The sequence below is a fragment of the Streptomyces sp. NBC_00663 genome (assembly GCF_036226885.1).
GTDB lineage: Bacteria > Actinomycetota > Actinomycetes > Streptomycetales > Streptomycetaceae > Streptomyces.
Window position 1 is genome coordinate 3,732,068 of sequence record NZ_CP109027.1, and the last position, 25,640, is coordinate 3,757,707.

The 25,640-nt window shown below is 71.3% G+C and carries 26 protein-coding genes; 10 read left to right on the top strand and 16 right to left on the bottom strand.

The window, feature by feature from the left end:
• Nucleotides 1-10: 10 nt before the first annotated feature.
• Genes OG866_RS16845 through OG866_RS16855 form a run of 3 tightly spaced genes read left to right on the top strand, consistent with a single transcriptional unit; the run spans nt 11 to nt 1,718 of the window.
• The gene (locus OG866_RS16845; RefSeq protein ID WP_329335562.1) at nt 11-538 is read left to right on the top strand and encodes a carboxymuconolactone decarboxylase family protein; all 528 of its coding nucleotides are present in this window, start codon (nt 11-13) and stop codon (nt 536-538) included.
• The gene (locus OG866_RS16850) at nt 535-981 is read left to right on the top strand and encodes a carboxymuconolactone decarboxylase family protein (RefSeq protein WP_329335564.1); all 447 of its coding nucleotides are present in this window, start codon (nt 535-537) and stop codon (nt 979-981) included. Before OG866_RS16845 ends, OG866_RS16850 begins: the two co-directional genes overlap by 4 nt.
• Nucleotides 982-1,001: 20 nt before the next feature.
• Nucleotides 1,002-1,718 carry an isocitrate lyase/PEP mutase family protein gene (locus tag OG866_RS16855; RefSeq protein ID WP_329335566.1) on the top strand — a complete coding sequence of 239 codons (717 nt, stop codon included), beginning with the start codon at nt 1,002-1,004 and terminating at the stop codon, nt 1,716-1,718.
• 21 nt (nt 1,719-1,739) lie between these two features.
• Here the strand turns inward: OG866_RS16855 and OG866_RS16860 are convergent, their stop codons facing one another.
• From OG866_RS16860 to OG866_RS16885, 6 genes are all read right to left on the bottom strand, one after another.
• Entirely contained in the window at nt 1,740-2,114 is a 375-nt protein-coding gene (locus tag OG866_RS16860; protein WP_329335568.1) for a hypothetical protein, read from the bottom strand.
• A gap of 171 nt (nt 2,115-2,285) precedes the next feature.
• Nucleotides 2,286-3,245, bottom strand: a complete 960-nt coding sequence (locus tag OG866_RS16865; RefSeq protein WP_329335570.1) for an ABC transporter substrate-binding protein — start codon at nt 3,243-3,245, stop codon at nt 2,286-2,288.
• A gap of 1 nt (nt 3,246) precedes the next feature.
• Entirely contained in the window at nt 3,247-5,190 is a 1,944-nt protein-coding gene (locus tag OG866_RS16870; RefSeq protein WP_329335571.1) for an ABC transporter permease, read from the bottom strand.
• Nucleotides 5,190-6,230, bottom strand: a complete 1,041-nt coding sequence (locus OG866_RS16875; RefSeq protein ID WP_329335573.1) for a quaternary amine ABC transporter ATP-binding protein — start codon at nt 6,228-6,230, stop codon at nt 5,190-5,192. Before OG866_RS16875 ends, OG866_RS16870 begins: the two co-directional genes overlap by 1 nt.
• A complete protein-coding gene (locus tag OG866_RS16880; RefSeq protein WP_329335574.1) occupies nt 6,230-7,756 on the bottom strand; it encodes a GMC family oxidoreductase in 1,527 nt (508 codons plus the stop codon). The genes OG866_RS16875 and OG866_RS16880 overlap by 1 nt, the downstream gene beginning before the upstream one ends.
• Before the next feature lie 34 nt (nt 7,757-7,790).
• On the bottom strand, nt 7,791-9,290 hold the full coding sequence (locus OG866_RS16885; protein WP_329335576.1) for an aldehyde dehydrogenase family protein: 1,500 nt from the start codon (nt 9,288-9,290) through the stop codon (nt 7,791-7,793).
• Nucleotides 9,291-9,505: 215 nt separating this feature from the next.
• On the opposite strand from OG866_RS16885, the gene OG866_RS16890 reads away from it, so the two are divergent.
• Nucleotides 9,506-10,252 carry a hypothetical protein gene (locus tag OG866_RS16890; RefSeq protein WP_329335577.1) on the top strand — a complete coding sequence of 249 codons (747 nt, stop codon included), beginning with the start codon at nt 9,506-9,508 and terminating at the stop codon, nt 10,250-10,252.
• 16 nt (nt 10,253-10,268) lie between these two features.
• Here OG866_RS16890 and OG866_RS16895 read toward each other — a convergent pair whose 3' ends face one another.
• Nucleotides 10,269-10,823: a DinB family protein gene (locus OG866_RS16895; protein ID WP_329335578.1), complete on the bottom strand. Its 555-nt coding sequence runs from the start codon at nt 10,821-10,823 to the stop codon at nt 10,269-10,271.
• Nucleotides 10,824-10,968: 145 nt separating this feature from the next.
• Between OG866_RS16895 and OG866_RS16900 the strand changes: the two genes are divergently transcribed.
• Together OG866_RS16900 and OG866_RS16905 are read left to right on the top strand one after the other, a co-directional pair.
• The gene (locus OG866_RS16900) at nt 10,969-11,946 is read left to right on the top strand and encodes a helix-turn-helix transcriptional regulator (RefSeq protein WP_329335580.1); all 978 of its coding nucleotides are present in this window, start codon (nt 10,969-10,971) and stop codon (nt 11,944-11,946) included.
• An 86-nt stretch (nt 11,947-12,032) separates the two neighbouring features.
• Entirely contained in the window at nt 12,033-12,914 is an 882-nt protein-coding gene (locus OG866_RS16905; RefSeq protein ID WP_329335581.1) for a bifunctional helix-turn-helix transcriptional regulator/GNAT family N-acetyltransferase, read from the top strand.
• 15 nt (nt 12,915-12,929) lie between these two features.
• On the opposite strand, the gene OG866_RS16910 is transcribed toward OG866_RS16905, so the two are convergent.
• The 6 genes from OG866_RS16910 to OG866_RS16935 form a co-directional block, all read right to left on the bottom strand.
• Complete coding sequence (locus tag OG866_RS16910) at nt 12,930-13,868, bottom strand: hypothetical protein (RefSeq protein ID WP_329335582.1); 939 nt, start codon at nt 13,866-13,868, stop codon at nt 12,930-12,932.
• 136 nt (nt 13,869-14,004) lie between these two features.
• The gene (locus tag OG866_RS16915) at nt 14,005-14,994 is read right to left on the bottom strand and encodes a malate dehydrogenase (protein WP_329335583.1); all 990 of its coding nucleotides are present in this window, start codon (nt 14,992-14,994) and stop codon (nt 14,005-14,007) included.
• 350 nt (nt 14,995-15,344) lie between these two features.
• Entirely contained in the window at nt 15,345-16,640 is a 1,296-nt protein-coding gene (locus tag OG866_RS16920) for a helix-turn-helix domain-containing protein (protein WP_329335585.1), read from the bottom strand.
• 342 nt (nt 16,641-16,982) lie between these two features.
• Nucleotides 16,983-17,429 carry a helix-turn-helix domain-containing protein gene (locus tag OG866_RS16925; RefSeq protein ID WP_329335587.1) on the bottom strand — a complete coding sequence of 149 codons (447 nt, stop codon included), beginning with the start codon at nt 17,427-17,429 and terminating at the stop codon, nt 16,983-16,985.
• 235 nt (nt 17,430-17,664) lie between these two features.
• Complete coding sequence (locus tag OG866_RS16930) at nt 17,665-18,105, bottom strand: DUF3017 domain-containing protein (protein ID WP_329344154.1); 441 nt, start codon at nt 18,103-18,105, stop codon at nt 17,665-17,667.
• Nucleotides 18,106-18,121: 16 nt separating this feature from the next.
• On the bottom strand, nt 18,122-18,976 hold the full coding sequence (locus OG866_RS16935) for a bifunctional methylenetetrahydrofolate dehydrogenase/methenyltetrahydrofolate cyclohydrolase (protein WP_329335588.1): 855 nt from the start codon (nt 18,974-18,976) through the stop codon (nt 18,122-18,124).
• Between the two features lie 257 nt (nt 18,977-19,233).
• Here OG866_RS16935 and OG866_RS16940 point away from each other — a divergent pair, with 257 nt between their 5' ends.
• Nucleotides 19,234-19,908: a hypothetical protein gene (locus OG866_RS16940; protein WP_329335590.1), complete on the top strand. Its 675-nt coding sequence runs from the start codon at nt 19,234-19,236 to the stop codon at nt 19,906-19,908.
• Between the two features lie 201 nt (nt 19,909-20,109).
• Here the strand turns inward: OG866_RS16940 and OG866_RS16945 are convergent, their stop codons facing one another.
• Nucleotides 20,110-21,117, bottom strand: coding sequence for an ArsR family transcriptional regulator (locus tag OG866_RS16945; RefSeq protein WP_329335592.1), 1,008 nt, complete (start codon nt 21,115-21,117; stop codon nt 20,110-20,112).
• 150 nt (nt 21,118-21,267) lie between these two features.
• On the opposite strand from OG866_RS16945, the gene OG866_RS16950 reads away from it, so the two are divergent.
• Both OG866_RS16950 and OG866_RS16955 read left to right on the top strand, forming a co-directional pair.
• Nucleotides 21,268-21,687: a hypothetical protein gene (locus OG866_RS16950; RefSeq protein ID WP_329335594.1), complete on the top strand. Its 420-nt coding sequence runs from the start codon at nt 21,268-21,270 to the stop codon at nt 21,685-21,687.
• Nucleotides 21,688-21,749: 62 nt separating this feature from the next.
• Complete coding sequence (locus OG866_RS16955; RefSeq protein WP_329335596.1) at nt 21,750-22,337, top strand: peptidoglycan-binding domain-containing protein; 588 nt, start codon at nt 21,750-21,752, stop codon at nt 22,335-22,337.
• A gap of 64 nt (nt 22,338-22,401) precedes the next feature.
• On the opposite strand, the gene purH is transcribed toward OG866_RS16955, so the two are convergent.
• Entirely contained in the window at nt 22,402-23,970 is a 1,569-nt protein-coding gene (gene purH / locus OG866_RS16960; protein ID WP_329335598.1) for a bifunctional phosphoribosylaminoimidazolecarboxamide formyltransferase/IMP cyclohydrolase, read from the bottom strand.
• A complete protein-coding gene (gene purN, locus OG866_RS16965) occupies nt 23,967-24,590 on the bottom strand; it encodes a phosphoribosylglycinamide formyltransferase (protein WP_329335600.1) in 624 nt (207 codons plus the stop codon). Before purN ends, purH begins: the two co-directional genes overlap by 4 nt.
• A 257-nt stretch (nt 24,591-24,847) precedes the next feature.
• Between purN and OG866_RS16970 the strand changes: the two genes are divergently transcribed.
• Nucleotides 24,848-25,639 (top strand): hypothetical protein, encoded by a 792-nt coding sequence (locus OG866_RS16970; protein WP_329335601.1) that lies wholly within the window; start codon nt 24,848-24,850, stop codon nt 25,637-25,639.
• The last annotated feature ends 1 nt before the right edge of the window (nt 25,640 follow it).

Here is a 25,640-nt window from a genome sequence, read left to right on the forward strand (position 1 = left end):
GGTCGAGGACATGACGACGCACACCGACGACAGGACCCACACCGATCACGGAACCGACATCGTGGGCTACGCCCCCGCGCACACCCCGCGGCTGGCCTGGGCCGAGCAGGCTCCCGAGGTCTTCAAGGCGATGGTCCGGCTCGACGCGGCCGCTCGGAAGGGCCTCGACCCGAAGCTGCTGGAGCTGGTGAAGGTCCGTGCCTCGCAGATCAACCGCTGCGCGCTCTGTGTCGACATGCACAGCAAGGACGCCCTCGCGGCGGGTGAGAGCGTCGAGCGGATCGTGCAGCTGAGCGCGTGGGAGGAGTCGGAGCACTTCTACACGGAGCGGGAGCTGGCGGCGCTGGCGCTGACGGAGGCGGTGACCGTGCTCACCGACGGGTTCGTGCCGGACGCGGTGTACGAGCGGGCGGCGGCGCACTTCGAGGAGGCCGAGCTGGCGCAGTTGATCGCCGCGATCACGGTGATCAACGCGTGGAACCGGTTCGGGGTGACCTGCCGGCTGGTTCCCGGGCACTACCAGCCGGGGCACAAGTGACGGCGCGTACGCGGCTGTTGGACAAGCCGGTCGCGCAGGCCATGTCCACGCTGAGCGCCGCGGCGAAGCGAGGGCTCGGGGATCCCGCGCTCGCGGAGCTCGTGGTGATCCGGGCCTCGCAGCTCAACCACTGCGCGTTCTGTCTCGACATGCATCTGTCGATCGCCCGTGAACACGGGGTGCCGGAGAAGCAGTTGGATCTGCTGGCCGCCTGGGAGGAGGCCGACGGCGTCTACGACGAGCGGGAGCGGGCCGCGCTCGCGCTGACGGAGGCGATGACCGTCCTGACGGACGGTTTCGTGCCGGACGAGGTGTACGCGACGGCGGCCAAGCACTTCGACGAGACACGGCTCGCCCATCTGGTCGGTCTGATCGTCGCCATCAACAACTGGAACCGGGTGATGGTGAGCCGCCGTATCCCGCCGGGGGGTTACACAGTATGAGCGTCGGAGGGTCACCCGCCATGAGCAAGGTCGAGATCTTCCAGCGGCTCCATCGGCGCCGGGCCGTGGACGACCCGCTCGTCCTGCCGGGGCCCTGGGACGCGGCCAGCGCCCGGGTGTTCGTCGAGGCCGGTTACCCGGCGCTCGCGACGCCCAGCGCGGGGGTCGCCGCCTCGTTGGGCTACGAGGACGGGGAGACGCCGGCCGACGAGATGTTCGCGGCGGTGGCGCGGATCACCCGGTCCGTGGACGTGCCCGTGTCCGCGGACGTCGAGGGCGGGTACGGGCTGGCTCCCAAGGAGCTGGTGGAGCGGCTGCTGGAGGCGGGTGCCGTGGGCTGCAACCTTGAGGACTCCAACGGGGGTGTCCTCAAGGACCCGCACCAGCACGCCGAATGGCTCGCCGAGGTGCGGTACGCGGCCGGGGACGAGCTCTTCGTCAACGCGCGCATCGACACCTTCCTGCGCGGGGTCGACGATCCCGAACAGGCCATCGAGCGGGCCGCGTTGTACACCGCCGCGGGCGCCGACTGCGTGTATCCGATCGGCGCCCCGGCGGACGTACTGCCCCTGCTGCGGTCCGGGATCCACGGGCCGGTGAACGTGTTCGCGAAGGTCGGCGCGGGCCCCTCGCCCGCCGAGCTGGGCGAACTCGGGGCCACCCGCATCACGTTCGGGCCGGGCCTTCAGCGACGGGTGGGCGCGATCCTCCACGACTTGATGGAGGAGATGCGCTGACGGCCCGCCGCCTCGTCACTGTCAGAAGCGGACCTCCGGCGTGCGGTAGACCTTGCCGTTGCTCATCTGCCAGCCGGAGGCTCCGGTGCGGGTGCCCTTGGGGCACTGGTACCACGCCGAGGTGTAGGTGTCGTAGCCGTCGATCCTGCCGTCCTTGAACACCTTCGGGCTCTGGCCGTCGGGGCCGAAGCACGTCACGCCGAACTTGCCGGTGGCGGACCTGGACGTGGTGTTGGAGAACTTGACCTTGACCTTGGTCCCCGACTGGGTAATGCACCGCTTGGTCAGCTTGCCGCTGCAATGCCACGTGGTGGCGGCGTCCGCGGACGGGGCGGCCAGCCCGAGGAGCGAGAAGGTGGTGAGGGCGGCCAGGGAGAGAGAGGCGATCTTCTTCATGCGCCTCAGCTCACCAGAGGATGCGGGGACCGACGAAATCGGTTTCGCCCGGATGGCGCCGATTCGCGACACCCTCTCGACGGATCTCCCCGAAGGGAACACACGGAGATAACCGTCGCTTGACCGACCTAACAGACCTCCAACAAGAAAACAGCTCCCCAACGGGGACGTTCAGGAGAGCCACGCCCGCCAGGTGGACTCATGCCCTTCCACCCACTTCTTCGCCGCCTCCTCCGGCGTCAGTTTCTGGTCGGCGATCATCAGGGAGACCTCGTTCTGGTCCTCGGTCGTCCACTTGAACTTCTTCAGGAAGGCCGCGGCCGAGCCGCCCGAGCGGGCGAAGTCGGAGTTGAGGTACTTCTCCAGCGGGGTGTGCGGATAGGCGCAGGCGACCTTCGCGGGGTCGGCGTCGCACCCCTCCTTGTAGGCGGGGAGCTTCACCTCGGTCATGGGCACCTTCTTGAAGAGCCACTGCGGTGCGTACCAGTAGGTGAGGAAGGGCTTCTTCTCCTTGGCGAACTGCTTGATCTGGGTGATCTGGGCGGCCTCGGAGCCGGCGAAGACGACCTGGTAGTCCAGGTCGAGGTTGTTCACCAGTGCCTTGTCGTTGGTGACGTACGAGGGTGAGCCGTCCATCAGCTGGCCCTTGCCCCCGCTCTCGGCGGTACGCATGCGATCGGCGTACTTGTTGAGGTTCTTCCAACTGGTGGCGTCCGGGTGCTGCTTGGCGAAGTACGTGGGGATGTACCAGCCGATGTGGCCGGTCACGCCGAGTTCGCCGCCGCGCGTGATGGTCTTCTTGTCGTCGACGTAGCGCTGTTCCTGCTCGGGGTGGCCCCAGTCCTCCAGGATCGCGTCGACCCGGCCCTGGCTGAGCGCGTCCCAGGCGGGGACCTCGTCGACCTGGACGGTGTCGACGCGGTAGCCGAGCTCGTGCTCCAGGAGGTACTGGGCGACGGCCACGTTGGCCTGGGCGCCGACCCAGGACTGGACGGAGAGGGTCACCGTCTTCGCGCCCTGGGCGTTCGCGAAGGGCGAGGACTGCTGGGTCATGTCGGCGGCGCCGCAGCCGGTGAGCGGCAGCAGCGAGGCGACCGCGGCGGTCGCACAAATACGCGCACGGATACGCATGTCACGCTCCCTTCTTCGGACGGCGTTCCGTCGGCTGGGTCACCCGGTCGAGCATCAGGCCGAGGCAGACGATCGCGGCGCCGGCCACCAGACCGGTCGCGAGGTCGCCCTGGGCGAGGCCGAAGACGACGTCGTAGCCGAGGGCGCCACCGCCGACCAGGCCGCCGATGATGACGACGGCGAGGACCAGGACCACGCCCTGGTTGACGGCGAGCAGCAGGGCCGGCCGGGCGAGCGGGAGCTGGACCTGGCGCAGCTGCTGCCAGCTCGTCGCGCCGAGAGAACCCGAGGCCTCCATCGCCGCCGGGTCGACCTGGCGCAGCCCCTGGGTGGTGATGCGGACGACGGCGGGCAGCGCGTAGACGACGGCCGCGGCGACGGCGGGGGCGCGGCCGACGCCGAACAGGGCGACGACCGGGATCAGATAGACGAACTGCGGCATGGTCTGGAAGACGTCCAGGACGGGGCGCAGGGCCCGTTCGAGGCGGTCGCTGCGGGCCGCCGCGATACCGGTCGCGAAGCCGATGACCAGGGTGACGGCGACGGCGGCGAGGACCTGGGAGAGGGTGTCGAGCGCCGGCGTCCAGACGCCGAGGACGCCGATCGCGGCCATGGCGAGGACCGCGGTGAGCGCGGTGCGCCAGGTGCCGATGAGCCAGGCGAGGGTCGCGACCAGGAGCAGCATCGACCACCAGGGGAGCCAGGTCAGGCCGTCCCGGAGCGGGTTGAGGACCCAGGTGGTGAAGTGGGCGGCCCAGTCGGCGGTGCCGCCGACGACGGGGACGCCGGAGTAGAGGTGGTCGGTCATCCAGTCGACGGTGCGGTTGACGGGCTCGGCGATCGGCACGGTCCAGGCGTCGGGCCAGTCGAGCCGGCCCATGAGACGTGCGGCCACGGCGATCGCGAGGGCGGCGACGAGGGCGTACGGCCCTCCCCTGCGGCGCGTTTTTGGGGAGGACGTCGAGCCGCTGCCCGCCGCTCCCGTCACCCGGTCCAGTACGACGGCCAGCAGCACGATCGGGATACCGGCGGCGAGGGCCGCGCCCACGTCGACGGAGGCGAGGGCCTGGTAGACGCGATCACCGAGGCCGCCCGCGCCGATGACCGACGCGATGACCGCCATCGACAGGGCCATCATGATCGTCTGGTTGAGGCCGAGGAGGAGCTCCTTGCGGGCCAGCGGGAGACGGGCGGTCAGCAGTCGCTGGCGGGCGGTCGCGCCGAGGGACCGCACCGCCTCCAGCACCTCCTTGTCGGCGCCGCGCAGGCCGAGGGCGGTGAGGCGGGCCATGGGCGGGGCGGCGTAGACGACGGTGGCGAGGACGGCGGCGGGGACGCCCATGCCGAAGATCAGGACGACGGGGAGGAGGTAGGCGTACGCCGGCAGGACCTGCATGGTGTCGAGGACCGGGCGCAGGGCGCGGTCGAGACGGTCGTTCAGGCCGGCGGCGAGGCCCAGGACGGCTCCTACCAGGACGGACGCGGCGACGGCCACGACCATCAGGGCGAAGGTCTGCATCGTAGGCACCCACATGCCGAGGAAGCCGCAGGTGAGGAACGCGGCCAGGGTGCCGAGGGCGAGGCGCAGACCCGCGACCCGCCAGGCCACGAGGGCGCTCAGGGCCGTCACTCCGGCCCAGCCGGCCGCCAGCAGCACGAGGTAGACGGCGCGTACGGAGAGGACGACCGCGTTGCTGATGTGGCCGAAGAAGTAGAGGAACAGCGGGTGGGTGTCTCGGTTGTCGACGATCCAGGTGCTGGCCCGGGTGAGCGGGTCGGTGAGGTCGACGGTGAGGGCGTCCGGCCACGCGCCGCCGGCCCACCGGGCGGTGGCCAGCGGGACGAGGACGGCGGCGGCCAGGGCGAGCAGCGCCAGCTTGTGGACGGCACGGTGCCTGAGGACAGCGGGCACGGTACGCGGGGAGAAGACGGTGATCGCAGCCATCAGACCGCCTCCTTGGCCGTACCGGCCACCACCCCGAGCAGCCCGTCCGCGTCCACCATCCCCACGCATCGCCCCTGGTCCATCACCCGGGCCGGCTGCCCCGCTCGGGCCACCGCCTCGATCGCCTCCGAGACCGTGGCGTTCGGCGGGACGGCGGGGCCCTGGCCCGCGTCGTCGTCCGACACGGCCCGCATCGCCGTGCGTACCGTGAGGACCTGCTCCCTCGGTACGTCGCGGACGAACTCGCGGACGTAGTCGTCGGCCGGGGAGCCCACGATCTCCTCCGGGGTGCCCAGTTGGACCACCTTGCCGTCGCGCATGAGGGCGATGCGGTCGCCGAGTTTGAGGGCCTCGCTCAGGTCGTGCGTGATGAAGACCATCGTGCGGCCCTCCTCGCGGTGCAGGCGGACGACCTCCTCCTGCATGTCCCGGCGGATCAGCGGGTCGAGCGCGCTGAACGGCTCGTCGAAGAGGAGGACCTCCGGGTCCACGGCCAACGCCCGGGCGAGACCGACGCGTTGGCGCTGGCCGCCGGACAGCTGGTGCGGCCTGCGCTGCTCCATGCCCTCCAGGCCGACCTTGGCCACGACCTCCGACGCGCGCGCCCTGCGTTCCGCCTTCCCCATGCCCTGGATCTCCAGGCCGTAGGCCACGTTGTCGAGGACCGTGCGGTGCGGGAGGAGGCCGAAGTGCTGGAAGACCATCGCGGCACGGTGGCGGCGCAGTTCGCGCAGCCGGGACCGGTCCATGGCGCGTACGTCCTCGCCGTCGATGGCGATGGTGCCCGCCGTCGGCTCGATGAGCCGGGTCAGACAGCGCACCAGCGTGGACTTGCCCGAGCCGGACAGGCCCATCACCACGAAGACCTCGCCCTTGCGTACGTCGAAGGAGACGTCCCGGACGGCGGCGGTGCAGCCGGTGCGGGCGCGGAGGCCGGCGGGGTCGAGGGTGGCGAGTTCGGGGTCGGCGGGGATCTTGTCGGCCTTGGGTCCGAAGACCTTCCAGAGCCCGTTCACGGAGAAGACAGGGGTTTCGCTCATCACGCACCGCCTCCGATCAGGTCCACGGCTTTCTCACCGACCATGAGCACCCCGATCATCGGGTTCACGGCCGTCATCGTCGGGAAGACCGACGCGTCGGCGATACGGATGCCCTCCAGGCCGCGGATGCGCAACTCCGGGTCCACCACGGCGAGTTCGTCGTCCAGCGCGCCCATGCGGCAGGTGCCCGCGGGGTGGTAGACGGTGTGGGCGACCTTGCGGGCGTACTCGCTCAGGTCGTCGTCGCTCGTGACGGCCGGGCCGGGGCACACCTCGCGCTTGAGCCAGCCCGCCAGCGGCTCGGTCCGCGCGATCTCACGGGCGATGCGGATGCCGTCGACCAGGGTGCGGCCGTCGTAGTCGTCCTCGTCCGTGAAGTAGCGGAAGTCCAGGGCCGGCTTGACCGACGGGTCCGCGCTGGTCAGGTACAGGCGGCCGCGGCTCCTCGGCTTGGGGATGTTGGGGGTCATCGAGACGCCGTACGAGGGGCGTTCGTAGCCCAGCCGTTCCGGGTTGTCGGTGAAGGGGACCTGGTAGAAGTGGAACATCAGGTCCGGGCCCGCGTGTTCGGGGTCGCGGCGGACGAACAGGCCCGCGTCGGAGTCCATCGCGGAGTTCTCCGGGATGGGGCCGTGCGTCTCCCAGACGATCACCGACTCGGGGTGGTCGAGCAGGTTCTCGCCGACGCCCGGCAGGTCGTGGACGACGGGTATGCCGAGGGCCTCCAGGTCGCGCGCGGGGCCGATGCCCGAGTGCAGGAGCAGCCGGGGCGAGTCGACGGCGCCCGCGCACAGCAGCACCTCGCTGCGGGCGCGTACGACGAACTCCTCGCCGTCCTTGGCGCGGACGTGGACGCCGCGTGCGCGCGTGCCGTCCAGGTCCAGGCGGTGGGCCCAGGTCTCCAGCAGGATCGTCAGGTTGGGGCGTTCGTCCATCACCGGGTGGAGATACGCCACGGACGCCGAGGACCGCTTGTTGTTCTCGGGGTGGTAGGCGAGGTCGAAGAAGCCGACGCCGTCGTTGAAGGGGCGCCGGTTGAAGCCCTCGACGCGCGGCACGCCGGTCGCCTTCTGTGCCGCGTCGACGAAGTCGCGGGCGATGGCGTTCCGGTCCTTCTCGTCGACGGGGACGATGTTGTTGAGGAGCCGCGCGTAGTACGCCTCCATCGGCACCGCGCCCCACCCCTTGGCGCCGTTCGCCTCCCACTCGTCCCAGTCGGACGGCAGCGGCTTGAAGGAGATGAGGGTGTTGTGGGAGGAACAGCCGCCGAGGACACGGGCGCGGCTGTGCCGGATGTGGGAGTTGCCGCGGGGCTGCTCGACGGTCGGGTAGTCGTAGTCGAGGTCGCCGCCGAGGAGGCCCATCCAGCGGCGCAGGGTGAGGACGTCCTCGCGGTCGACGTCGCTGGGGCCGCCTTCGATGACGGCGACGGTGACGTCCGGGTTCTCGGTGAGCCGGGAGGCGATGACGGAACCGGCGGTGCCGCCGCCTATGACGACATAGTCGTACTCGTGTTCATGGTGCATGGGGGGTTGCTCCTGGAAGGTGGGCGGGCGGGGTTCAGCCGGCGAACCAGCGGACGGGCTTCGGCGCGAGGTTCTGGTAGATGTGCTTGCTCTCGCGGTACTCGGCGAGCCCGGTCGGGCCCAGCTCGCGGCCGACGCCGCTCTTGCCGAAGCCGCCCCACTCCGCCTGCGGGAGGTAGGGGTGGAAGTCGTTGATCCACACGGTGCCGTGGCGCAGCCGGCCGGCGACCCGGCGGGCGCGTCCGGCGTCGGCGGTCCAGACACCGCCGGCGAGGCCGTACTCGGTGTCGTTGGCGAGGAAGACCGCCTCGTCCTCCGTACGGAAGGTCTCGACGGTGAGGACCGGGCCGAAGACCTCCTCGCGTACGACCTTCATCTCGCGGTGGCAGGCGTCGAGGACGGTCGGCGCGTAGAAATAGCCCGTCCCGAGCCCCTCCGGCCGCTTGCCGCCCGTGCGCAGCACCGCGCCCTCCGCCAGCGCCGAGGCGACGTACGCCTCGACCTTGGCCCGCTGCTGCTCGGAGACGAGCGGTCCGCACTCGACGCCGTCGTCGGTGCCGCGGCCCAGCCTGATCCGGCTTGCCCGGTCGGCGAGTTCGGCGACGAAGCGGTCGCGGACCGACTCCTCGACGATGAGGCGGGCGCCCGCCGAGCAGACCTGGCCGCTGTGGATGAAGGCCGCGTTGAGGGCCTGGTCGACGGCGGTGTCGAAGCCCTCCTCGGTGGCGCAGGCGTCGGCGAAGACGACGTTGGGGTTCTTGCCGCCGAGTTCCAGGGCGACCTTCTTGACCGAGGGGGCGGCGGCCTGGGCCACCTTGGTGCCGCTGACGAGGCCGCCGGTGAAGGAGACGAGGTCGACGTCGGGGTGCTCGGCGAGCCGGGCGCCGACGGAGGCGCCGGGCCCGGTGACGATGTTGGCGACCCCGGCCGGGAGACCGGCCTCCACCAGCAGCTCGATCAGCGCGATCGTCGTCAGCGGGGTGATCTCGCTCGGCTTGACGACGAAGGTGTTCCCCGCGGCGAGCGCCGGGGCGATCTTCCAACTGGCCTGGAGGAGCGGGTAGTTCCAGGGGGTGATGAGGGCGCAGACCCCCACCGGCTCGTGCACGACGACACTGTGGAGGTCGGGCGAGCCCGCGTCGACGACCCGGCCGGAGGCCTCGGCGGCGATGAGCCCGGCGAAGTAGCGGAAGGCGTCGGCGACACAGTCGATGTCGACGCGCCCCTCCTCCAGCGTCTTGCCCGCGTCGCGGCTCTCCAGCAGGCCGAGCCGTTCGCGGTCGCGCATGAGGAGGTCGGCGACGCGGTAGAGCAGGGCGGCCCGCTCGGCGACCGGGGTGCGCGGCCAGTCGCCGTGGTCGAAGGCCTGCCGGGCGGCGGCCACGGCGAGGTCGGTGTCCTTCTCGTCGCCCTCGGCGACGACGGCGAAGGGCTGCGCGTCCGCGGGGTCGATGATGTCGCGGGTCGCGCCGGAGAGGGCTGCGCGCCACTCGCCGCCCGCGTGGATCGTCTGCTGGGCCTGCTGTCCGGCCATGATCGGTGTTGCCTTCCGTTCCTGTTCGGATCCCCTGAGTCACACACGTGTCACCCAGCGGGACCGTCACCACCTGCCCTCGACCCCGAGTTGCATGCGCAATCGAGGCTGGAAAGTGCTCCGCATCACTGAACATGCGGGCAAATAGGGTGAATCGTACGCTGAGTAAGGGTCCGCGTGTGGCGGCCACCACATGCGCACCACGGAGGTGACGCATGGCAGGGAAGGCACTCATCTGCATGGCGGCGGCGCTGCTGCTCTCGCCGGTCCTCATGGCGGCGGACGACGGCGACGACCTGACCGCACGGCAACTCGCCGATCAGGCGAAGGACGAGTTCCTCGACGCCGACTCCGTCCATCTGAAGCTGACGGACCGCAGCACCGACACCCGGACGAGCACCACCCAGCCCACCTCGATGGACCTCACCCTCGACCGGGACGGCAACTGTGTGGGCTCCATGACGATGGGCTCGCACGGCGGCAGCGTGGAGATCATCAAGCAGGGCGCCGAGGTGTGGATGAAGCCGGACGCCGACTTCTGGAAGGCACAGGTGCCCGGCGGCGAGGGCGACGCGGTGGCCGAGCTGTTCAAGAACCGCTACATCCACGGCTCCACGCGCGACGCCATGCTCAAGGGCATGGCCGACACCTGCGATCTGACCTCCTTCCAGAAGGAGGTCGCGGGCGACGAGGACGAGGCGAAGACCCTGACGAAGGGCGCCGAGACGACCGTGGACGGGACGAAGGTGATCCCGCTCAAGGGCATGGAGGACGGCAAACAGGCGGTCCTGTACGTCACTTCGGACGCCCCGCACCGGCTGGTGAAGGCCACTCAACGCGGCGACGGCACCGACCTGACGCTGACCTTCACGGAGTACGACAAGCCGGTACCGACGGCGACGCCCTCCGCCGACAATTCGGTGGACGTGGACAAGCTTCAGCAGGAACTACAGAACGTGTGACGGACGCCAGGACCGCTCAGTACACGAACCCGGCAGGCGGATCCTCCCCCACCCGCCCGTCGATCGACTCCCGGATCAGATCGGCCTGCCCGACATGGCGGGCGTACTCCTCGATCAGGTCCGCGAGGATGCGCCGCAGGCTGGGCGAGTCCCCGTTCCGGCCCGTGTAGTGGGCGAGCCGGTCGAGGCCGCCCTCGGCGAGTGCCTGGCGGACATGGGCCCGGGAGCGGGCGACGGCCGCCCCCCACAGCGCGTACAGCTCCTCGGGGCTGTCGTCCGCGGCCGAACGCCACTCCCAGCCCGGCTCGGCCTCCCAGTCGACGGTGTTCCAGGGCGCGCCGGGGTCCTCCCCCAGCAGCCGCAGGGTGAAGTAGTCGGCCTCCACCAGCGCCAGATGCTTGAGCAGGCCACCCAGGGTGATCGTAGAAGGGGCGAGCCGGGTGTTCAGTCCGGCCGCGTCAAGATCCGCGCACTTCCAGGCGAACGTCCTGCGCTGCCGCTCCAGGGACCCGATCAGGGTGTCGGCCTCGCTGCCCGCGACGGGCGGTTCCAGAAGGATCTCCTCGCTCATACGGATCACGCTACGGTCCGTTCCGGACGATCCACGACCGGAACCCGCCCCGGAGTCCCCGACCCGACCGGAACCCGCCCCGGAATCCCCGACCCGACGGAACTCCCCCGGAGTCCGCGCCCCGACCGGAACGGCAAGCCCTTCCATGGCTCACGACGACAGCCCCACCGCGCGCGCCCTGCGCACCCTCGACCTCCTCCAGAGCAGCCCCGGCATCACCGCCACCCGCCTCGCCGCCCACCTCGGCGTCTCCGAACGGGCCGCCCGCCGCTACGTGGGCATCCTGCGCGAGGCCGGTATCCCGGTGGACTCCACGCGGGGCCCCTACGGCGGCTACCGCGTCGGCCGCGGCCTGCGCGTACCACCGCTGATGTTCACGTCCGAGGAGGCGCTGGCCCTGGTCATGGCGGTGCTGGAAGGCCATCACGACGCGGCCGACCCGGCCGGCCCGGTGGGCAGCGCGCTCGGCAAGATCGTGCGGGTGCTGCCGGGACCGGTGGCGCACCCGACGGAGGCGGTCCGCGGGGTGAACACCAAGGGCCCGCACACCACCGCCCGCACCCCCGACCCCGCCACCACGGCCGCCCTCGTCCAGGCCGCCGCCGACCGGCACCGGCTCCGCATCGCCTATGACCTGGGCGCGAAGGGCGTACGCCCCATGGACGTCGACCCCTGGGCCGTCGTCGTCCGCCACGGCCGCTGGTATCTGCTGTGCTGGTCGCGCACCGCCGACGCCCGCCGAGTGCTGCGCGTCGACCGGATCACCGAAGTGGCCGTCCTGGACGGGTCGTTCACCCCGCCCGAGGATCTCGACCCGCTCGACACCCTCGAAGCGCACCTCGCCGAGGGCTGGTCGTACGAGGTGGAGGTCGTCGTCGAGGCCCCCGCCGAGCTCGTCGCCCGGTGGCTGCCGCGCAGCCTCGGCCGCCCCGAGCCGCTCGACGCGCGCACCACCCGTCTGCTGGCCACGACGGACGAGCCGGAGTGGTACGCCGCCCAGCTCACCGCCCTCGGGGCGCCGTTCCGTGTCGTACGGCCGTCCGAACTGCGAGAGGCCGTGGAAACGCTGGGGCGCCGCTTCCTGACCGCCGCGGACCTGGACCCCAGCGAGTCCTTTGACTAAAGTCAAAGAATATGGACTCAGCGTCAATGAAACCGGCGTCGAGGGACCCAGCGTCAATGGGTCCGGCGTCGAGGGACCCGGTGTCGATGGACCCGGTGTCGACCGGCCACATCGCGACCCTCCGCCGGTTCAACCGCTACTTCACCCGTCGCATCGGCGCCCTCGACGACCACTACCTCGGCCAGGACCGCCCCCTCGGCGAGGCCCGGCTGCTGTTCGAGATCGGTGACGGGGCGTCCCTGCGCGAGCTGCGCGGCCGTCTCGGCCTGGACGCCGGGTATCTGAGCCGGATGGCGAAGGCCCTGGAGGCGCAGGGCCTGGTCCGGCTGAGCGCGCACCCCGGCGACAACCGGCTGCGCGTGGTCGAGCCGACCCCGGCCGGACAGGCCGAGCTGAGGGAACAGAACCGGCGGGCGAACGCCCTCGCCGCCGGCCTCCTCGAAGCCCTCACCCCGGACCAGCGCGCCGAGCTGACCGGCGCCATGGCCACCGCCCAGCGCCTGTTGCGGCTCGCGGCCATCACCGTCGTACCCGTGGACGGCCACAGCCCGGACGCCCGCGCCTGTCTGGACGCCTACGCCGCCGACATCGACGCCCGCTTCCCCGAGGGTTTCGACGCCTCCGACCTGGTCGGCCCCACGGAGGTGTCCGGCGCGGCGGGCGCGTTCTTCGTGGCGTACGAGGAGGGCCGTCCGGTGGGCTGCGGGGCGCTGCGCCGGCTGGAGCCCGGCGTGGGCGAGATCAAGCATGTGTGGGTGCACCCCGACGCCCGCCGCCTGGGCCTGGCCCGCCGTCTGCTCGCGGCGCTGGAACAGGCCGCCGCCGAACGGGAGTTGACCGTCGTACGACTCGACACGCACGCCACGCTCATCGAGGCGCAGGCGATGTACCGGGCGTGCGGGTACACGGAGATCCCGGCGTACGGGGATCATGTCTACGCGGCCCACTGGTTCGAGAAGCGGCTCTAGGCCCAGCCCGTACCCCTACGCACACCCCTGTTCCGTAGGGCAGAACGAGCCCAGCGCCATGGAGAGCGGTTCGCGGACCTGGGCGGGAGACAGGTCCTCGGGGCCGCTCGCACGGATCGCGTAGAGGGTGCCGTCGGCCGCCTCGAAACGGTGGTCGATCACCTGGCGGGCGCCCTTGTCCTCGTCGTCGTAGCGGTAGGTGAGCTCGGACCAGGTGGTGTCCTCGTCCCGTTCGAGGGCCTGGTAGCCGGGCTGGCGGGCGAACCCGAAGCCGGGGTCGTTCTCGGCCTGGCGCAGGGACTCGGCGGGGCTGTCCTCGACCAGCCGGAAGATCTGCAACTGACGGCCGTCGTCCGGGGCGTCGTAGAAGACCACCGCGGCCTTCTCGCCCTGCTTCTGTCTGCGGGTCCAGCCCTCGGGGACGACGATCGTGTAGCCGACGGGGTCCTGGGCGAGGCGGTAGCCGGGGGCGGGGGTGGGCGAGGCGAGCGGGGATTCCAGGGTCGTCACCGACGGCGTCGGCTCCGGCGCGGTCGGGGTCGGCGCAGTCGGGGTCGGCGTCGATGCGGACGTCGTGACGACCACGCTCGGTCCCGGGGTGGCACCGGCGCCCACCGAGCCGTCGCGGGTCAGGAACCAGACACCGGCACCGACTCCCGAGCCCAGCACGGCCATCACGGTGAGGACCACCAGCAGGCGGCGCGGGCCGGGAGGCGGTGACGGTGGTGGCGGTGCCGGAGGCGGAGGAGGCGGAAACTGTGGGGCATAGGGCTGCGGCGGGGGCGTGACCCACGGCGGGGTGTACGACGTCTGCGTCTCCGCCGACGCCCACGGCGGCAGCGCGGCGCCACCGTGCTGCCCCTGCGCTCCCCAGGCCGCCTGGCCTCGCTCCTCGCTGGGCCCGTGTTCGTCGGAACCCGAGCTGTAACCGTTCCCGTGCCATCCGCCGTTCATCGCGAACCCCCCGAATCACCTTGGCGGGTAACGTTCTTGACGGTAGCGGTGAAAACGGGCGCGGGCCCCGCCCCGGAAGAAACCGGAACAGGGCCCGTGCAGGCTCGTGACAGAAGCCGCCTCTACAGAGACCGGCTCAGATGAGGCCGAGCGCGCGAACCGCCTCGCGCTCCTCCGCCAGCTCGGCGACGGAGGCGTCGATGCGGGCGCGGGAGAACTCGTTGATGTCCAGGCCCTGGACGATCTCGTACTTGCCGTCCTTGGTGGTGACGGGGAACGAGGAGATCAGGCCCTCCGGGACGCCGTAGGAGCCGTCCGAGGGGATGCCCATGGAGGTCCAGTCGCCCTCGGCGGTGCCGTTGACCCACGTGTACACGTGGTCGATGGCGGCGTTGGCGGCGGAGGCGGCGGAGGACGCGCCACGGGCCTCGATGATCGCGGCGCCGCGCTTGGCGACGGTCGGGATGAAGGTGTCGGCCAGCCACTGCTCGTCGGCCACGACCTCGGCGGCGTTCTTGCCGGCGATCTCCGCGTGGAAGATGTCGGGGTACTGGGTGGCCGAGTGGTTGCCCCAGATGGTCAGGCGCTTGATGTCGGCGACCGTCGAGCCCGTCTTCTTCGCGAGCTGGGTCAGCGCGCGGTTGTGGTCGAGGCGGGTCATCGCGGTGAAGCGCTCGGCCGGTACGTCCGGGGCGGCGGCCTGGGCGATCAGGGCGTTGGTGTTGGCCGGGTTGCCGACGACGAGGACCTTGATGTCGTCCGCGGCGTTGTCGTTGATGGCCTTGCCCTGCGGCTTGAAGATGCCACCGTTGGCGGAGAGCAGGTCACCGCGCTCCATGCCCTTGGTGCGCGGGCGGGCGCCGACCAGGAGGGCGACGTTGGCGCCGTCGAAGGCGACGTTCGGGTCGTCCGTGATGTCGATGCCCTGAAGGAGCGGGAACGCGCAGTCGTCCAGCTCCATCGCGGTGCCCTCGGCGGCCTTCAGCGCCGGAGTGATCTCCAGCAGGCGCAGGCGGACCGGCACGTCGGCGCCGAGCAGCTGGCCGGAGGCGATGCGGAAGAGCAGGGCGTAACCGATCTGGCCGGCCGCGCCGGTGACGGTGACGTTCACGGGAGTGCGGGTCATGGCGTTCTCCGTATGACAGCTGTCGGTGGGGCGTCCCTGCCCCCGGGGTGCGGGACGTACAAATGATCGATCTCTTGGCATCAAGAGATCCACCGGTCAGGCTATCGCGCATCCGGGATCCCGGATGCGCGGGTCCCTGTGGCCCACCCCACAAACCCCACAACGCCGCGCAGCCACCCGGAGAACCGCCCCGAACAAAGGCGACGGCCGCCCGTCCGGGAGAGGTGGAACGAGGCGGCCGCCGTATGGGGGGTACCGACTTGGCCGGACTCCCGTGGGGGTACGGTTCGCGTGCCCACGATTCGTCCGGCCATGCCTGCGGCCCCGAAATTCTTTTCAACCCATGGCGCCTACGGGGTGCACCCCTTCGTCCCCGCCGCCAGTGTCACGCAGGCCTTCGCCTCGCCCGCGTCCTTCACCGCCACCATTGGCGTGTACGCGATCGTGTCCCCGGCCGTGGTGATCGAGCCGGTCTGCTTGCTCTTGCCGACGGTCACCGCGACCGCGTCGCCCTGCACGGCCTGGGTGATACGGCCCCAGGCGGCCCCGCACGTCTTGCTGTAACGGACCTCCACGACGGTGGTGCCGACGGTGGCGGTCTTGGCGGTGGTCACCAGGTCGCCGCTGCACCCCATGCTCTCCGCGTCCTTGCCCGTGCAGGAGTCACCGCTGCACTTGACCCCGGCCGGGAGGTTCGCGGGGGTGGAGGCGGTCGGGCTCGGCGAGGCCTTGCCGCCCTCGTTCTTCTTGTCACCGCCGCCGTCGGTGAGGAAGTAGGCCGCGGCTATGACGACGAGGACGCCGACGACGCCCGCGAGGAACATCGTCAGCCGCCGCTTGCCCCGCGGCGCGCCGGAACCGGGCCGGGCCGGGCCGGGTGCGCCGGTGCCGGACCCGCCGGCCGGGCGCGGGCTCTGGCTCTGGCTCTGCGCGGGATCGCCGAACGGCGTCTGCGCGGGTTCGCCGTACGGCGTCTGCGCGGCCGTCGGTGACCAGGCCGGTCCGTCGGGGGCGCGTCCGCCCGTCGGCGCGGGACCGGAGTATCCGGCGAGGCCCCAGGAGTTGACGCCGCTGTCCCGGCTCCCCTGCGCCGACTCGCCCCGCGAGCCCTGCGCGGCCTGCGACACCTGAGCGTCCCGCACATCCCGCACATCCCGCGTCTCCCGGGCGTCCCGCACATCCGGCGACGCCGGCTGCGGTGGCACCGTCGGTGCCACGCCCGCGGGTCCGGCCACGCCCGGCGTCGCCGTGGCGCTGCCGCTCTTGCGGGCGGTCTTGCCGCCCTTGGCATTGGCCGGCGGCGCTCCGAACTCCCCGAGCGCGGCGCGCGCCTGGGAGATGCGGATGGCCTCCATGGTCATGTCGTGGCGCATCTCCGAGCGGCTCCAGGCGCGCTCGGCGAGCTCCCACATCGTGGTCAGATGAATGGGATTGGTGCCGGTGACCTCGGCCAGTGCCACGATCGCGCCCTTGGGCGCGAGCAGTCTGCCGTTGAGATAACGCTCCCAGGACGTCTTGCTGTAGCCCGTGCGGTCGGCCACCGCCGCGATGCTCAGTCCACTGCGGTCCACGAGCCGCCGCAACTGGCTGGCGAACTCCCTGACCTGCGGATCCAGTTCATCCGGCAAGGCCCTCCAACGAGGCATTGCTTCCCCCCTCTTTCCCCCCGGTCGTGCTGGCTGTTGCTGCGTTTCCCCGTGCGTGGTGCCCTCTGCCGAGTCCCCGTCCGGCCTACCCACAGGGATGCGCCGGACAAGGATCTCAGTTCCCGGGGTGGGGGCGCACGGGTGCATCGGGGCCGAGGGCATGCACCGTCGCACGCCCACCCGGCCGCGGTCCAGTCCTTCAGCCACGGGACGTCCCGGACCGTCCCGATCGGTCACGCTAGCCCTCTTGTCGAACGGATTCGTTGCACATGCGCGAACTTGTCAATACATCGACACATGGGGTGCACATCGCCCGTAACGCGCGCCCCTCGGGTGTGAGACTCACCCAAGCACCACGGCGCCGGCGACCGTGACGAGGACCAGCAGAAGCAGCAGGAGCACGGCGGCCAGCAGCATCCGGTGCGGACCGTGCGGCGCGGGCGGCGGCTCCTCCCACCACGGCAGCGTGGGATCGTCCTCGTACTCCTCGGCCCCGGCGGGGCGTTCGGGCAGGTTGGCGGAGCGGGGCCATGCCTGGATGGCGAGTTCCCAGCGGACGCTGATCCGCGCGGGATCCTCACCGGCGATCCTGCTCAGCGCCACCACCGCCTGCCGGGGCGGCGGCTGGCCGGCGTTGAGATAGCGGTGCCAGGAGGACTTGCTGTACGCGGTGCGCGCGCCGAGCGCGGCCAGGCTGAGGCCCGTCGTGTCCTTCAGCCGCCGCAGCTGCTCCACGAAGTGCCGCACCTCCGGCGGCAGGTCCTCCGGCAGCGACTGCCAGGCGCCCATCACTCACCTCCACGGTGTCGGACGACACCCGGCCGGTGATCGGTTCCGCCTGCCCTCTCCGCTGTGACAGGGCCCGGACACCGTAGCGGAACGGTCACTTCCGCGGCACAGCGCACTGACAGCCGTTGAACACGGCCTTCGCCGTGCACCAGGCTTGACGCGGACGACGGCCCGTCCTTCCTCGGGGGAGAGGACGGGCCGCCGTCATGAGCGAGGCCCCGGATCCAGAAGGGAGTCAGCTGCTGACCGTGAAGTGCAGCGCGTCCTTCAGGAACGGGATGACCAGCCACGGGCTCGGCTGGGCCATCATCGCCAGCAGGGCGATCACGGCGCCCAGCACGCCGTACGTGACGATGTCGGTGAACCGGGAGCGGACCGCGAGCATGCCGACGTCCGGCAGCATCCAGCGCAGCACCCCGCCGGCCAGCAGACCGGCGCCGATGAGCAGCGAGCCGACGCGGAACTGGTCGGTCGCGATCACCAGCAGTCCGACCGCGACCGTGGCCAGCACGGCGAGGATCGGCCACTGCCGGGCGGGCGCCGGGGCGTCGCTCGGCGCGGCCCGGCCGCCGCCCTCGGGGCGCGCGGTGTCCCGGGTGAACAGCGGGAAGCGGCGGGTCGTGCGGCGCGGCTTCCCGTCGGCGTCGGGCGCGCTGATCGGGTCCCGGACCTCCATGTCGTCCTCCGCCGGATCAGTCGACACTGCGCTCCGCCGCCTCGACCACGTTGACCAGGAGCTGGGCCCGGGTCATCGGGCCGACACCGCCGGGGTTCGGGGAGATGAAGCCGGCCACCTCGGCGACACCGGGGTGGACGTCGCCCACGATCTTGCCCTCGGCGCTGCGCGAGACACCGACGTCGAGGACGGCGGCGCCCGGCTTCACGTCCTCGGGGCGGATCAGGTGGGCGGAGCCTGCGGCGGCGACGATGATGTCCGCGCGCTTGAGGTGGGACGACAGGTCACGGGTGCCGGTGTGGCACTGGGTCACGGTGGCGTTCTCGCTGCGCCGGGTGAGCAGGAGCGGCATCGGGCGGCCGATGGTGACACCGCGGCCGACGACCACGACCTCGGCGCCCTTGATCTCCACGCCGTACTGGCGCAGCAGGGTGAGGACGCCGTTGGGGGTGCAGGGCAGCGGGGCCGGCTCGTTGAGGACGAGGCGGCCGAGGTTCATCGGGTGCAGACCGTCGGCGTCCTTGTCCGGGTCCATCAGCTCCAGGATGCGGTTCTCGTCGATGCCCTTGGGCAGCGGCAGCTGGACGATGTAACCGGTGCAGGCCGGGTCCTCGTTGAGTTCCCGGACGACTGCCTCGATCTCCTCCTGCGTGGCCGTCTCCGGCAGTTCACGCTGGATGGAGGCGATGCCGACCTGGGCGCAGTCGCGGTGCTTGCCGGCTACGTACTTCTGGCTGCCGGGGTCGGTCCCGACGAGGATGGTGCCGAGGCCGGGCGTGACGCCCTTCTCCTTCAGCGCCGCCACGCGGGCGGTCAGATCGGACTTGATCGCGGCTGCGGTGGCCTTGCCATCGAGAATCTGGGCGGTCATGCCCCCATCCTCGCGGATGACCGGGCCCCGGTTCCAATCCGGGTCCCCGGGGGATGTCCGCCGTATCCGCCATGATCGCTTCTGTTGCACTTGCACAACACATAGGGAATGCGGCTGGACAACGAACCGGCCACTGAAGAACGATTGTCGGCACAGTGCCGCGGGCTGTACCGGGGGGACGAACCGCATCTGTTGAACCTTCCTCCGACCGTGCCGCTCGTCGTCCCCGCACATTCGGCAAACGGAGGAACACCGCCATGAGTTTCGGCGATCCGAACAACCCCTACGGGCCCCCGCCCCAGCAGCCGCCGGCCGCTCCCGGTTACGGCTACCCCCAGCAGCCCCCGCAGCAGCCCGGCATCCCGCCGCAGCAGGCCTACGCCGCTCCCCAACAGCCCTACGGCGCCTACCCGCAGGCGCCCGCGTACCCCGGCTACCCGGGCGCCAACATGGTCCCGCAGTCGATGCCGGGCCTGCTGGTGACGGCCCGTGTCTTCCTGTACATCATCTCGGCGGTGCAGATCATCGCGGGCCTGATCTATCTGTACGTCGCCGCGTTCGTGAACGACGTCTCGGACTCCGCGGACTCCCTGAGCTCGTCCTCCGACGACCCGTTCAGCGGGATCGGCGACATCGGTGACGCGGCGGCCGGGATCATCACGGGCATCGCGCTCTTCCTGCTCGCGCTGGCGGCGCTGTCCATCACGCTGGGCGTCAAGTTCGGCCGCGGCGGCCAGGGCGTCCGCATCACCACGGTCATCTATGGCGCGCTCGGCACGATCGTCGGTCTGATCGGCCTCTTCATCGGCCTCGACACGGGCATGGCCTCCGCGGTCATCCTGCCGCTGCTGTGGGTGGTGTTCGGCGCCATCATCACCGCCGCCCCGGTGGTGCCGAGCGGTACCGCCTGGTTCGCGCGTCCGCGGTACTGAACCGCCGACGCCCCTCCGCTCCAAGGGCCGTGTCCCTCTCGTACGAGGGGAACACGGCCCTGGTGCGTCCGCCCACGGCGTCGGCGGGCCCCGGTCCGGTGCCGGGGCTCTGCGGGGATGGAAGCGCACCTGCGCGTCATGGGCCGTCAGGCGATATGCGTACAACCCGGACGCGCCTTGGAACGTCCGCGAGCCGTCCCTTCAGGGAACCCCGGTCCCGGTCCGCCGGGCCGCCGCCCGCAGCATCGACGCCCCCACGGGCGTGAGGGTGTGCAGTACGGACCCGCCGTGCCGAGTGCTGGCGATCAGTCCCGCGTCTCGTAGGGCCGTCGCATGGCGGCTGGCCGAGGACGCGGAGACTCCCGCGGCGCGTGCGATCTCGCCGGTCGTGGCGCCGTGGGCGACGGCACACAGGGTGGCGGCACGGGCCCGGCCGAGGAGGGTGGTCAGCGGCGCGGCGGACGGGTCCGGCACGGCGGTCGCGGGCGGCTCGTGGACCAGCGGGCAGACCAGTACGGGAGGCAGGTCCGGGTCGGCGAAGGTGATCGGCCGCTGGAGGTTGAAGTACGAGGGGACGAGCAGCATCCCGCGTCCTTCCAGCCGCAGATCCCGGTCCACCGCGGGGTGGTAGTCGACGTACAGCACGGGCCGTTCCCAGCGCGCCCAGGGCCCGAGGCCGGCCAGCATGCCCTCCACGCCGCCGTCCATGAACGCCCGCGCCCGGGCCGCCCGCTCGGCTTCGACACGGGCCTGGACCTCGTCCTCGTAGGGCGCGACCGCGACGTCGTGGTAGGCGCGCAGCAGTCGTACGAACTCCTCCCGCGCCGTCCGCTCGGCCAGCCGCCCCGCCCACGCGGGCGCGCCCTGCACCCGGTCCAGCACGCCGATCTCCGCCCGCACCCGGCGTGGCGCCGTCGCGAGGACGGCTTCGAGCCCGGCGTCCAGCCCCTCGGAGGCCTGGAACGGCGTGAGGAAGTCGGGAAAGTAGCGGCCCCTCGGGTACAGCGGCATCAGCACGTTCCGTACGGCCCGTTCCAGCCCCTGCTCACGCAGCCGTCGGCGGGTGGTGCGGTGCCACTCCGCGTACGCCCAGCGGCCCTGCCGGGTCTGGAGCCGGTGCAGGCTGATGGCGATGTCCCACAGCGGGTCGGAGTCGGTGCACAACCGGGTCCTGGCCAGGTCGGCATCACTGAAGTGGACGCGCAGCATCTAGTTCCCCCCGTTGAACTCAGCTTTTGCGCTCAGCCACAACAGGATGGCGGCCCAAGGTGGGGTGAGGCGAGCCTTTCCTTAGCCAGGCGTGGCGCATACCGGCGCCCCGGACAGACGCCTGCGGACAAAGACAAAGGAGCCAGCCCCATGTCGTTACTGCGCAAGGCCGCCTTGATGGCTGCCGCACCGGCCCTGCTGCTCGCCGGATCCGTCACCCCCGCCGTCGCCGAACCGGCCTCGCCGCAGCCTCCCGCGGCGGGCGAGTGGGTCCTCGTGGCCGCGAGCGGCGACTTCACCGCACAGGCCAGTTGGTCCCAGTCGAAGACCTGGGGCTCGACGGCGGGCACGATCACGTTCACGTCCGCCTCGGGCTGGGTCAAGGACCTGGCCTCCGACGGCTACTGCGCCCAGGTCGTCATCGAGTGGTTCGGCTCCAACGGCAAGTACGACGACGACTACTCGGGGCAGGCCTGCCCCAAGGGTGACGTGGACAGCTTCTCCAAGGCGCCCGGGGACTCCAGCAGTTGGACCGCCACCAGCTACGTCGTGTGGATGCAGAAGGTCTAGGCACGGCACGCACTTCGCTCGAACCGCACCCCACCCGACCTACTCCACGGGGGAGATCAACCATGAACACCCGGACAACGCGCAACCGACTGCTCACCGGCCTGACCGCCGCCGTCGCCGCCGGCACCCTCGCCCTGGGCGCGAGCCCCGCCTCGGCCTCGGCCTCCAGCGGCTACATCAGCGGCGCCGGCTCCCTCTTCGACGACTTCGGCGACGAGGGGACGCTGTCGACGTCGTCCTACGCGAGCTCCAACACGACCTGCTTCTGGCAGCGGATCCTGTGGGCGATGGGCGCGAACGAGAGCGCGGGCAACGACTTCGACCTCTCCGACATCGACGGCCACTTCGGTGCGAAGACCAAGTACGCCACGAAGAACCTCCAGGGCGCGGTGGGCCTCACGGTCGACGGCAAGGTCGGCAACAAGACCTTCGGCAACTTCGACGCCCAACGGGTCTGGAACAGCGACCTCGGCGAGTACACCGGCCGCCTGACGAAGGTCAGCACGGCGAGCAACGGCACGGTGAAGGTGAAGTTCACCGGGTCGGCGCACAACTTCTTCATCTACCGCGGCCCCAGCGGCCGTTACACCTTCCCGGACGGGAGCGGCACCTACCGGGACTCGTCCTACTCGCACAACTACTGCGACTGACCGCCGGGTTACGGGAAAGGCCCGCCGGTTCACGACCGGCGGGCCCTCGTCATGCGCGTGCGGCTCAGTGGAAGAAGTGCCGCGTCCCGGTGAAGTACATCGTCACGCCGGCCTTCTTCGCGGCCTCGACGACAAGCTCGTCACGGACCGAACCACCCGGCTGGACGACCGCCTTGACGCCGGCCTCGACGAGGATCTCCAGGCCGTCCGGGAAGGGGAAGAACGCGTCGGAGGCCGCGTACGCCCCCTGCGCGCGCTCGGCGCCCGCCCGTTCGACGGCCAGCTTCGCGGAGTCGACACGGTTGACCTGGCCCATGCCGACGCCGACCGAGGCACCGTCCTTGGCGAGGAGGATCGCGTTGGACTTGACCGCGCGGCAGGCCTTCCAGGCGAAGGCCAGCTCGGCGAGATCCTCAGGACTCAGCGCCTCACCCGTCGCCAGCGTCCAGTTGGCCGGGTCGTCGCCGTCCGCCTGGAGGCGGTCGGTGACCTGGAGGAGGACACCGCCGTCGACCGGCTTGACCTCGACCGGGTTGGCGGGGGCGCCCGCGGCCTTCAGCACCCGGATGTTCTTCTTCTTGGCGAGGGCCTCCAGGGCCCCCTCCTCGTAGTCCGGCGCGACGATGACCTCGGTGAAGATCTCCGCGACCTGCTCGGCCATCTCCTTGGACACCGGACGGTTCACGGCGATCACACCGCCGAACGCCGACAGCGGGTCGCACGCGTGCGCCTTGCGGTGCGCCTCGGCGACATCCGCGCCGACCGCGATACCGCAGGGGTTGGCGTGCTTGATGATCGCGACGGCCGGCTCGTCGTGGTCGTACGCGGCACGGCGGGCGGCGTCCGTGTCCGTGTAGTTGTTGTACGACATCTCCTTGCCGTGCAGCTGCTCGGCCTTGGCCAGACCGGCACCGGAGGCGTCCACGTACAGGGCGGCCGGCTGGTGCGGGTTCTCGCCGTAGCGGAGGGTGTTCTCCCGCTCCCAGGTGGCGCCGAGGAAGTCGGGGAACCGCGACTCGTCCACGGGCGCGTAGGAGGACGCGAACCAGGAGGCGACGGCCACGTCGTACGACGCCGTGTGCTGGAAGGCCTCGGCGGCCAGCCGCTTGCGGGTGACGAGGTCGAACCCGCCGTTCTGGACGGCGCTCAGGACGTCGGCGTACCGCGCGGGGCTGGTGACGACGGCCACCGACGGGTGGTTCTTCGCCGCCGCGCGCACCATCGACGGGCCGCCGATGTCGATCTGCTCGACGCACTCGTCGGGCGAGGCGCCGGACGCGACGGTCTCACGGAACGGGTACAGGTTGACGACGACCAGGTCGAACGGCTCGACGCCCAGCTCGGCCAGCTGCCGCTGGTGGTCCTCCAGGCGCAGGTCGGCGAGGATGCCGGCGTGCACGCGCGGGTGCAGCGTCTTGACGCGGCCGTCCAGGCACTCGGGGAAGCCGGTCAGCTCCTCGACCTTGGTGACCGGGACCCCGGCGGCGGCGATACGGCCGGCGGTGGACCCGGTGGAGACGAGCTCCACGCCGGCCTCGTGCAGCCCACGGGCGAGCTCCTCGAGACCGGTCTTGTCGTAGACGCTGACAAGTGCACGGCGAATGACCCGCTTGGCGTTGCTCTCGGCGGTCACTGGATAACTACCTTTCGTCCCTCAATGCGATAGCCGTTGCGGGCGAGCCGCCCCACGACCTCGACGAGCAGCTTGCGCTCGACTTCCTTGATGCGCTCATGCAGAGCGACACCTTCGTCCTCGTAGTCCTCGTCCCGGACCTCGACCACGCCCTGGGCGATGATCGGCCCGGTGTCGACGCCGTCGTCGACGAAGTGGACGGTGCAGCCGGTGACCCGGGCGCCGTACGCGAGGGCGTCACGGACGCCGTGGGCGCCGGGAAAGCTGGGCAGCAGGGCCGGGTGCGTGTTCACGAACCGCCCGCCGAAGCGCGCGAGGAACTCCTTGCCCACGATCTTCATGAACCCCGCGGAGACGACCAGGTCGGGCTCGTACGCGGCGACGGCCTCGGCGAGCGCGGCGTCCCACTCCTCGCGGGTGCCGTGGTCCCTCACCTTGCACACGAAGGTGGGGACACCGGCCCGCTCGGCCCGGGCGAGCCCCTCGATGCCCTCGCGATCGGCTCCTACGGCCACGATCTCGGCGCCATATGCCTCGGTACCGCTCGTCGCGATGGCGTCGAGGAGCGCCTGGAGGTTGGTGCCGGAGCCGGAGACCAGCACGACGAGGCGCTTAGCCACGAGGGGCCCTTTCTCGGGGAACGTTCACTCTGTACGTTCGTACGAATGCTTCGCGCCCCGGGATACGGGGAAGTCTACGAAGCGGCCGAACGCCAGCAACGATACCGGCACTCCTGACGGCCCCCACGGGACGGGGGCGTGGCCGGAAGGTAGCGTCTGGGAGGGCCCGACTCGGGAACGTGGTCGACGTGCGGTGCGTTTCCGAAGCGAGAGCTCACATCAGACAGCCGTATCACCTAGGGGAAGACGCTCACTTGATGCCGGACCGCAGCCTGCGACTCCTCACGCTCCCCCCGCATCCGGTGCAGGGAGGGGAGCACCGCGGCGTGCTGCTGCGGGAGCGCCCCGCCTCGCCTCCCGACGCCCCGTCGGACCAGAAGCCGGCCGAGAAGCCGGCCGAGGACGACAACCCCTTCGCCCCGCCGCCCGAGGGCACCCCGGACCGCCCGTGGCGCCCGCGCCGCCCGGCGGGCGACGACTCCTCCGGTGGTGGCGACGGCTCCTCCGGCGGCGACGGCTCCGACTCGCCGTGGGGCAGTCAGTGGAGCGACCGCCAGCCCGGCCGCTCCTCCGGCGGCGGCTTCGGCGACCGCCCCGGCGGCTCCGGCCCGGAGGGCGGCCCCGGCGGCGGCCCCGGCACAGGCATGCGCTGGGACCCCACCGACCCCACCCAGCGCCGGGCGCGCTACTCGCTCCTCAGCGGCATGTGGGCGTTCTTCTTCGCCCTGTTCAGCTGGCCGTACGTGGCCCTGCTGCTCGGCGCGCTCGCCCTGTACTGGGGCGTCAGCGCCCTGCGCAACAAGCCCCGCGCCGCCGACCCCGACACCCCGGCGCCGGACACCTCGGGCTCCCGCCCCCAGACCACGGCGGCGATCAGCGGCCTGGTCACCGCGTCCCTGGCGATCGTGCTGGTCGGCGCCGGCTTCACGGCCCAGCTCGTCTACAGCGACTACTACACCTGCACCAACGACGCGCTCACCAACCAGGCCAAGCAGTCCTGCGACGACCTGCTGCCCAAGGAACTGCGCGGAATCCTGGGCACCGGCTGAC

Excerpts from the sequence above, each read along its gene's own strand:
- OG866_RS16890 (WP_329335577.1), top strand. The coding sequence starts at position 9,506 with ATGGCAGGGAAGGCACTCATCTGCATGGCGGCGGCGCTGCTGCTCTCG.
- OG866_RS16945 (WP_329335592.1), bottom strand. The coding sequence starts at position 21,117 with ATGCTGCGCGTCCACTTCAGTGATGCCGACCTGGCCAGGACCCGGTTG.
- OG866_RS16870 (WP_329335571.1), bottom strand. The coding sequence starts at position 5,190 with ATGGCTGCGATCACCGTCTTCTCCCCGCGTACCGTGCCCGCTGTCCTC.
- OG866_RS16970 (WP_329335601.1), top strand. The coding sequence starts at position 24,848 with ATGCCGGACCGCAGCCTGCGACTCCTCACGCTCCCCCCGCATCCGGTG.
- OG866_RS16880 (WP_329335574.1), bottom strand. The coding sequence starts at position 7,756 with ATGCACCATGAACACGAGTACGACTATGTCGTCATAGGCGGCGGCACC.
- OG866_RS16910 (WP_329335582.1), bottom strand. The coding sequence starts at position 13,868 with ATGAACGGCGGATGGCACGGGAACGGTTACAGCTCGGGTTCCGACGAA.
- OG866_RS16950 (WP_329335594.1), top strand. The coding sequence starts at position 21,268 with ATGTCGTTACTGCGCAAGGCCGCCTTGATGGCTGCCGCACCGGCCCTG.
- OG866_RS16900 (WP_329335580.1), top strand. The coding sequence starts at position 10,969 with ATGGCTCACGACGACAGCCCCACCGCGCGCGCCCTGCGCACCCTCGAC.
- OG866_RS16935 (WP_329335588.1), bottom strand. The coding sequence starts at position 18,976 with ATGACCGCCCAGATTCTCGATGGCAAGGCCACCGCAGCCGCGATCAAG.
- OG866_RS16860 (WP_329335568.1), bottom strand. The coding sequence starts at position 2,114 with ATGAAGAAGATCGCCTCTCTCTCCCTGGCCGCCCTCACCACCTTCTCG.
- OG866_RS16905 (WP_329335581.1), top strand. The coding sequence starts at position 12,033 with ATGGACCCGGTGTCGACCGGCCACATCGCGACCCTCCGCCGGTTCAAC.
- OG866_RS16920 (WP_329335585.1), bottom strand. The coding sequence starts at position 16,640 with ATGCCTCGTTGGAGGGCCTTGCCGGATGAACTGGATCCGCAGGTCAGG.
- OG866_RS16895 (WP_329335578.1), bottom strand. The coding sequence starts at position 10,823 with ATGAGCGAGGAGATCCTTCTGGAACCGCCCGTCGCGGGCAGCGAGGCC.
- OG866_RS16885 (WP_329335576.1), bottom strand. The coding sequence starts at position 9,290 with ATGGCCGGACAGCAGGCCCAGCAGACGATCCACGCGGGCGGCGAGTGG.
- OG866_RS16940 (WP_329335590.1), top strand. The coding sequence starts at position 19,234 with ATGAGTTTCGGCGATCCGAACAACCCCTACGGGCCCCCGCCCCAGCAG.
- OG866_RS16875 (WP_329335573.1), bottom strand. The coding sequence starts at position 6,230 with ATGAGCGAAACCCCTGTCTTCTCCGTGAACGGGCTCTGGAAGGTCTTC.
- OG866_RS16925 (WP_329335587.1), bottom strand. The coding sequence starts at position 17,429 with ATGGGCGCCTGGCAGTCGCTGCCGGAGGACCTGCCGCCGGAGGTGCGG.
- OG866_RS16865 (WP_329335570.1), bottom strand. The coding sequence starts at position 3,245 with ATGCGTATCCGTGCGCGTATTTGTGCGACCGCCGCGGTCGCCTCGCTG.
- OG866_RS16915 (WP_329335583.1), bottom strand. The coding sequence starts at position 14,994 with ATGACCCGCACTCCCGTGAACGTCACCGTCACCGGCGCGGCCGGCCAG.
- OG866_RS16855 (WP_329335566.1), top strand. The coding sequence starts at position 1,002 with ATGAGCAAGGTCGAGATCTTCCAGCGGCTCCATCGGCGCCGGGCCGTG.
- OG866_RS16930 (WP_329344154.1), bottom strand. The coding sequence starts at position 18,105 with ATGGAGGTCCGGGACCCGATCAGCGCGCCCGACGCCGACGGGAAGCCG.
- OG866_RS16955 (WP_329335596.1), top strand. The coding sequence starts at position 21,750 with ATGAACACCCGGACAACGCGCAACCGACTGCTCACCGGCCTGACCGCC.
- OG866_RS16845 (WP_329335562.1), top strand. The coding sequence starts at position 11 with ATGACGACGCACACCGACGACAGGACCCACACCGATCACGGAACCGAC.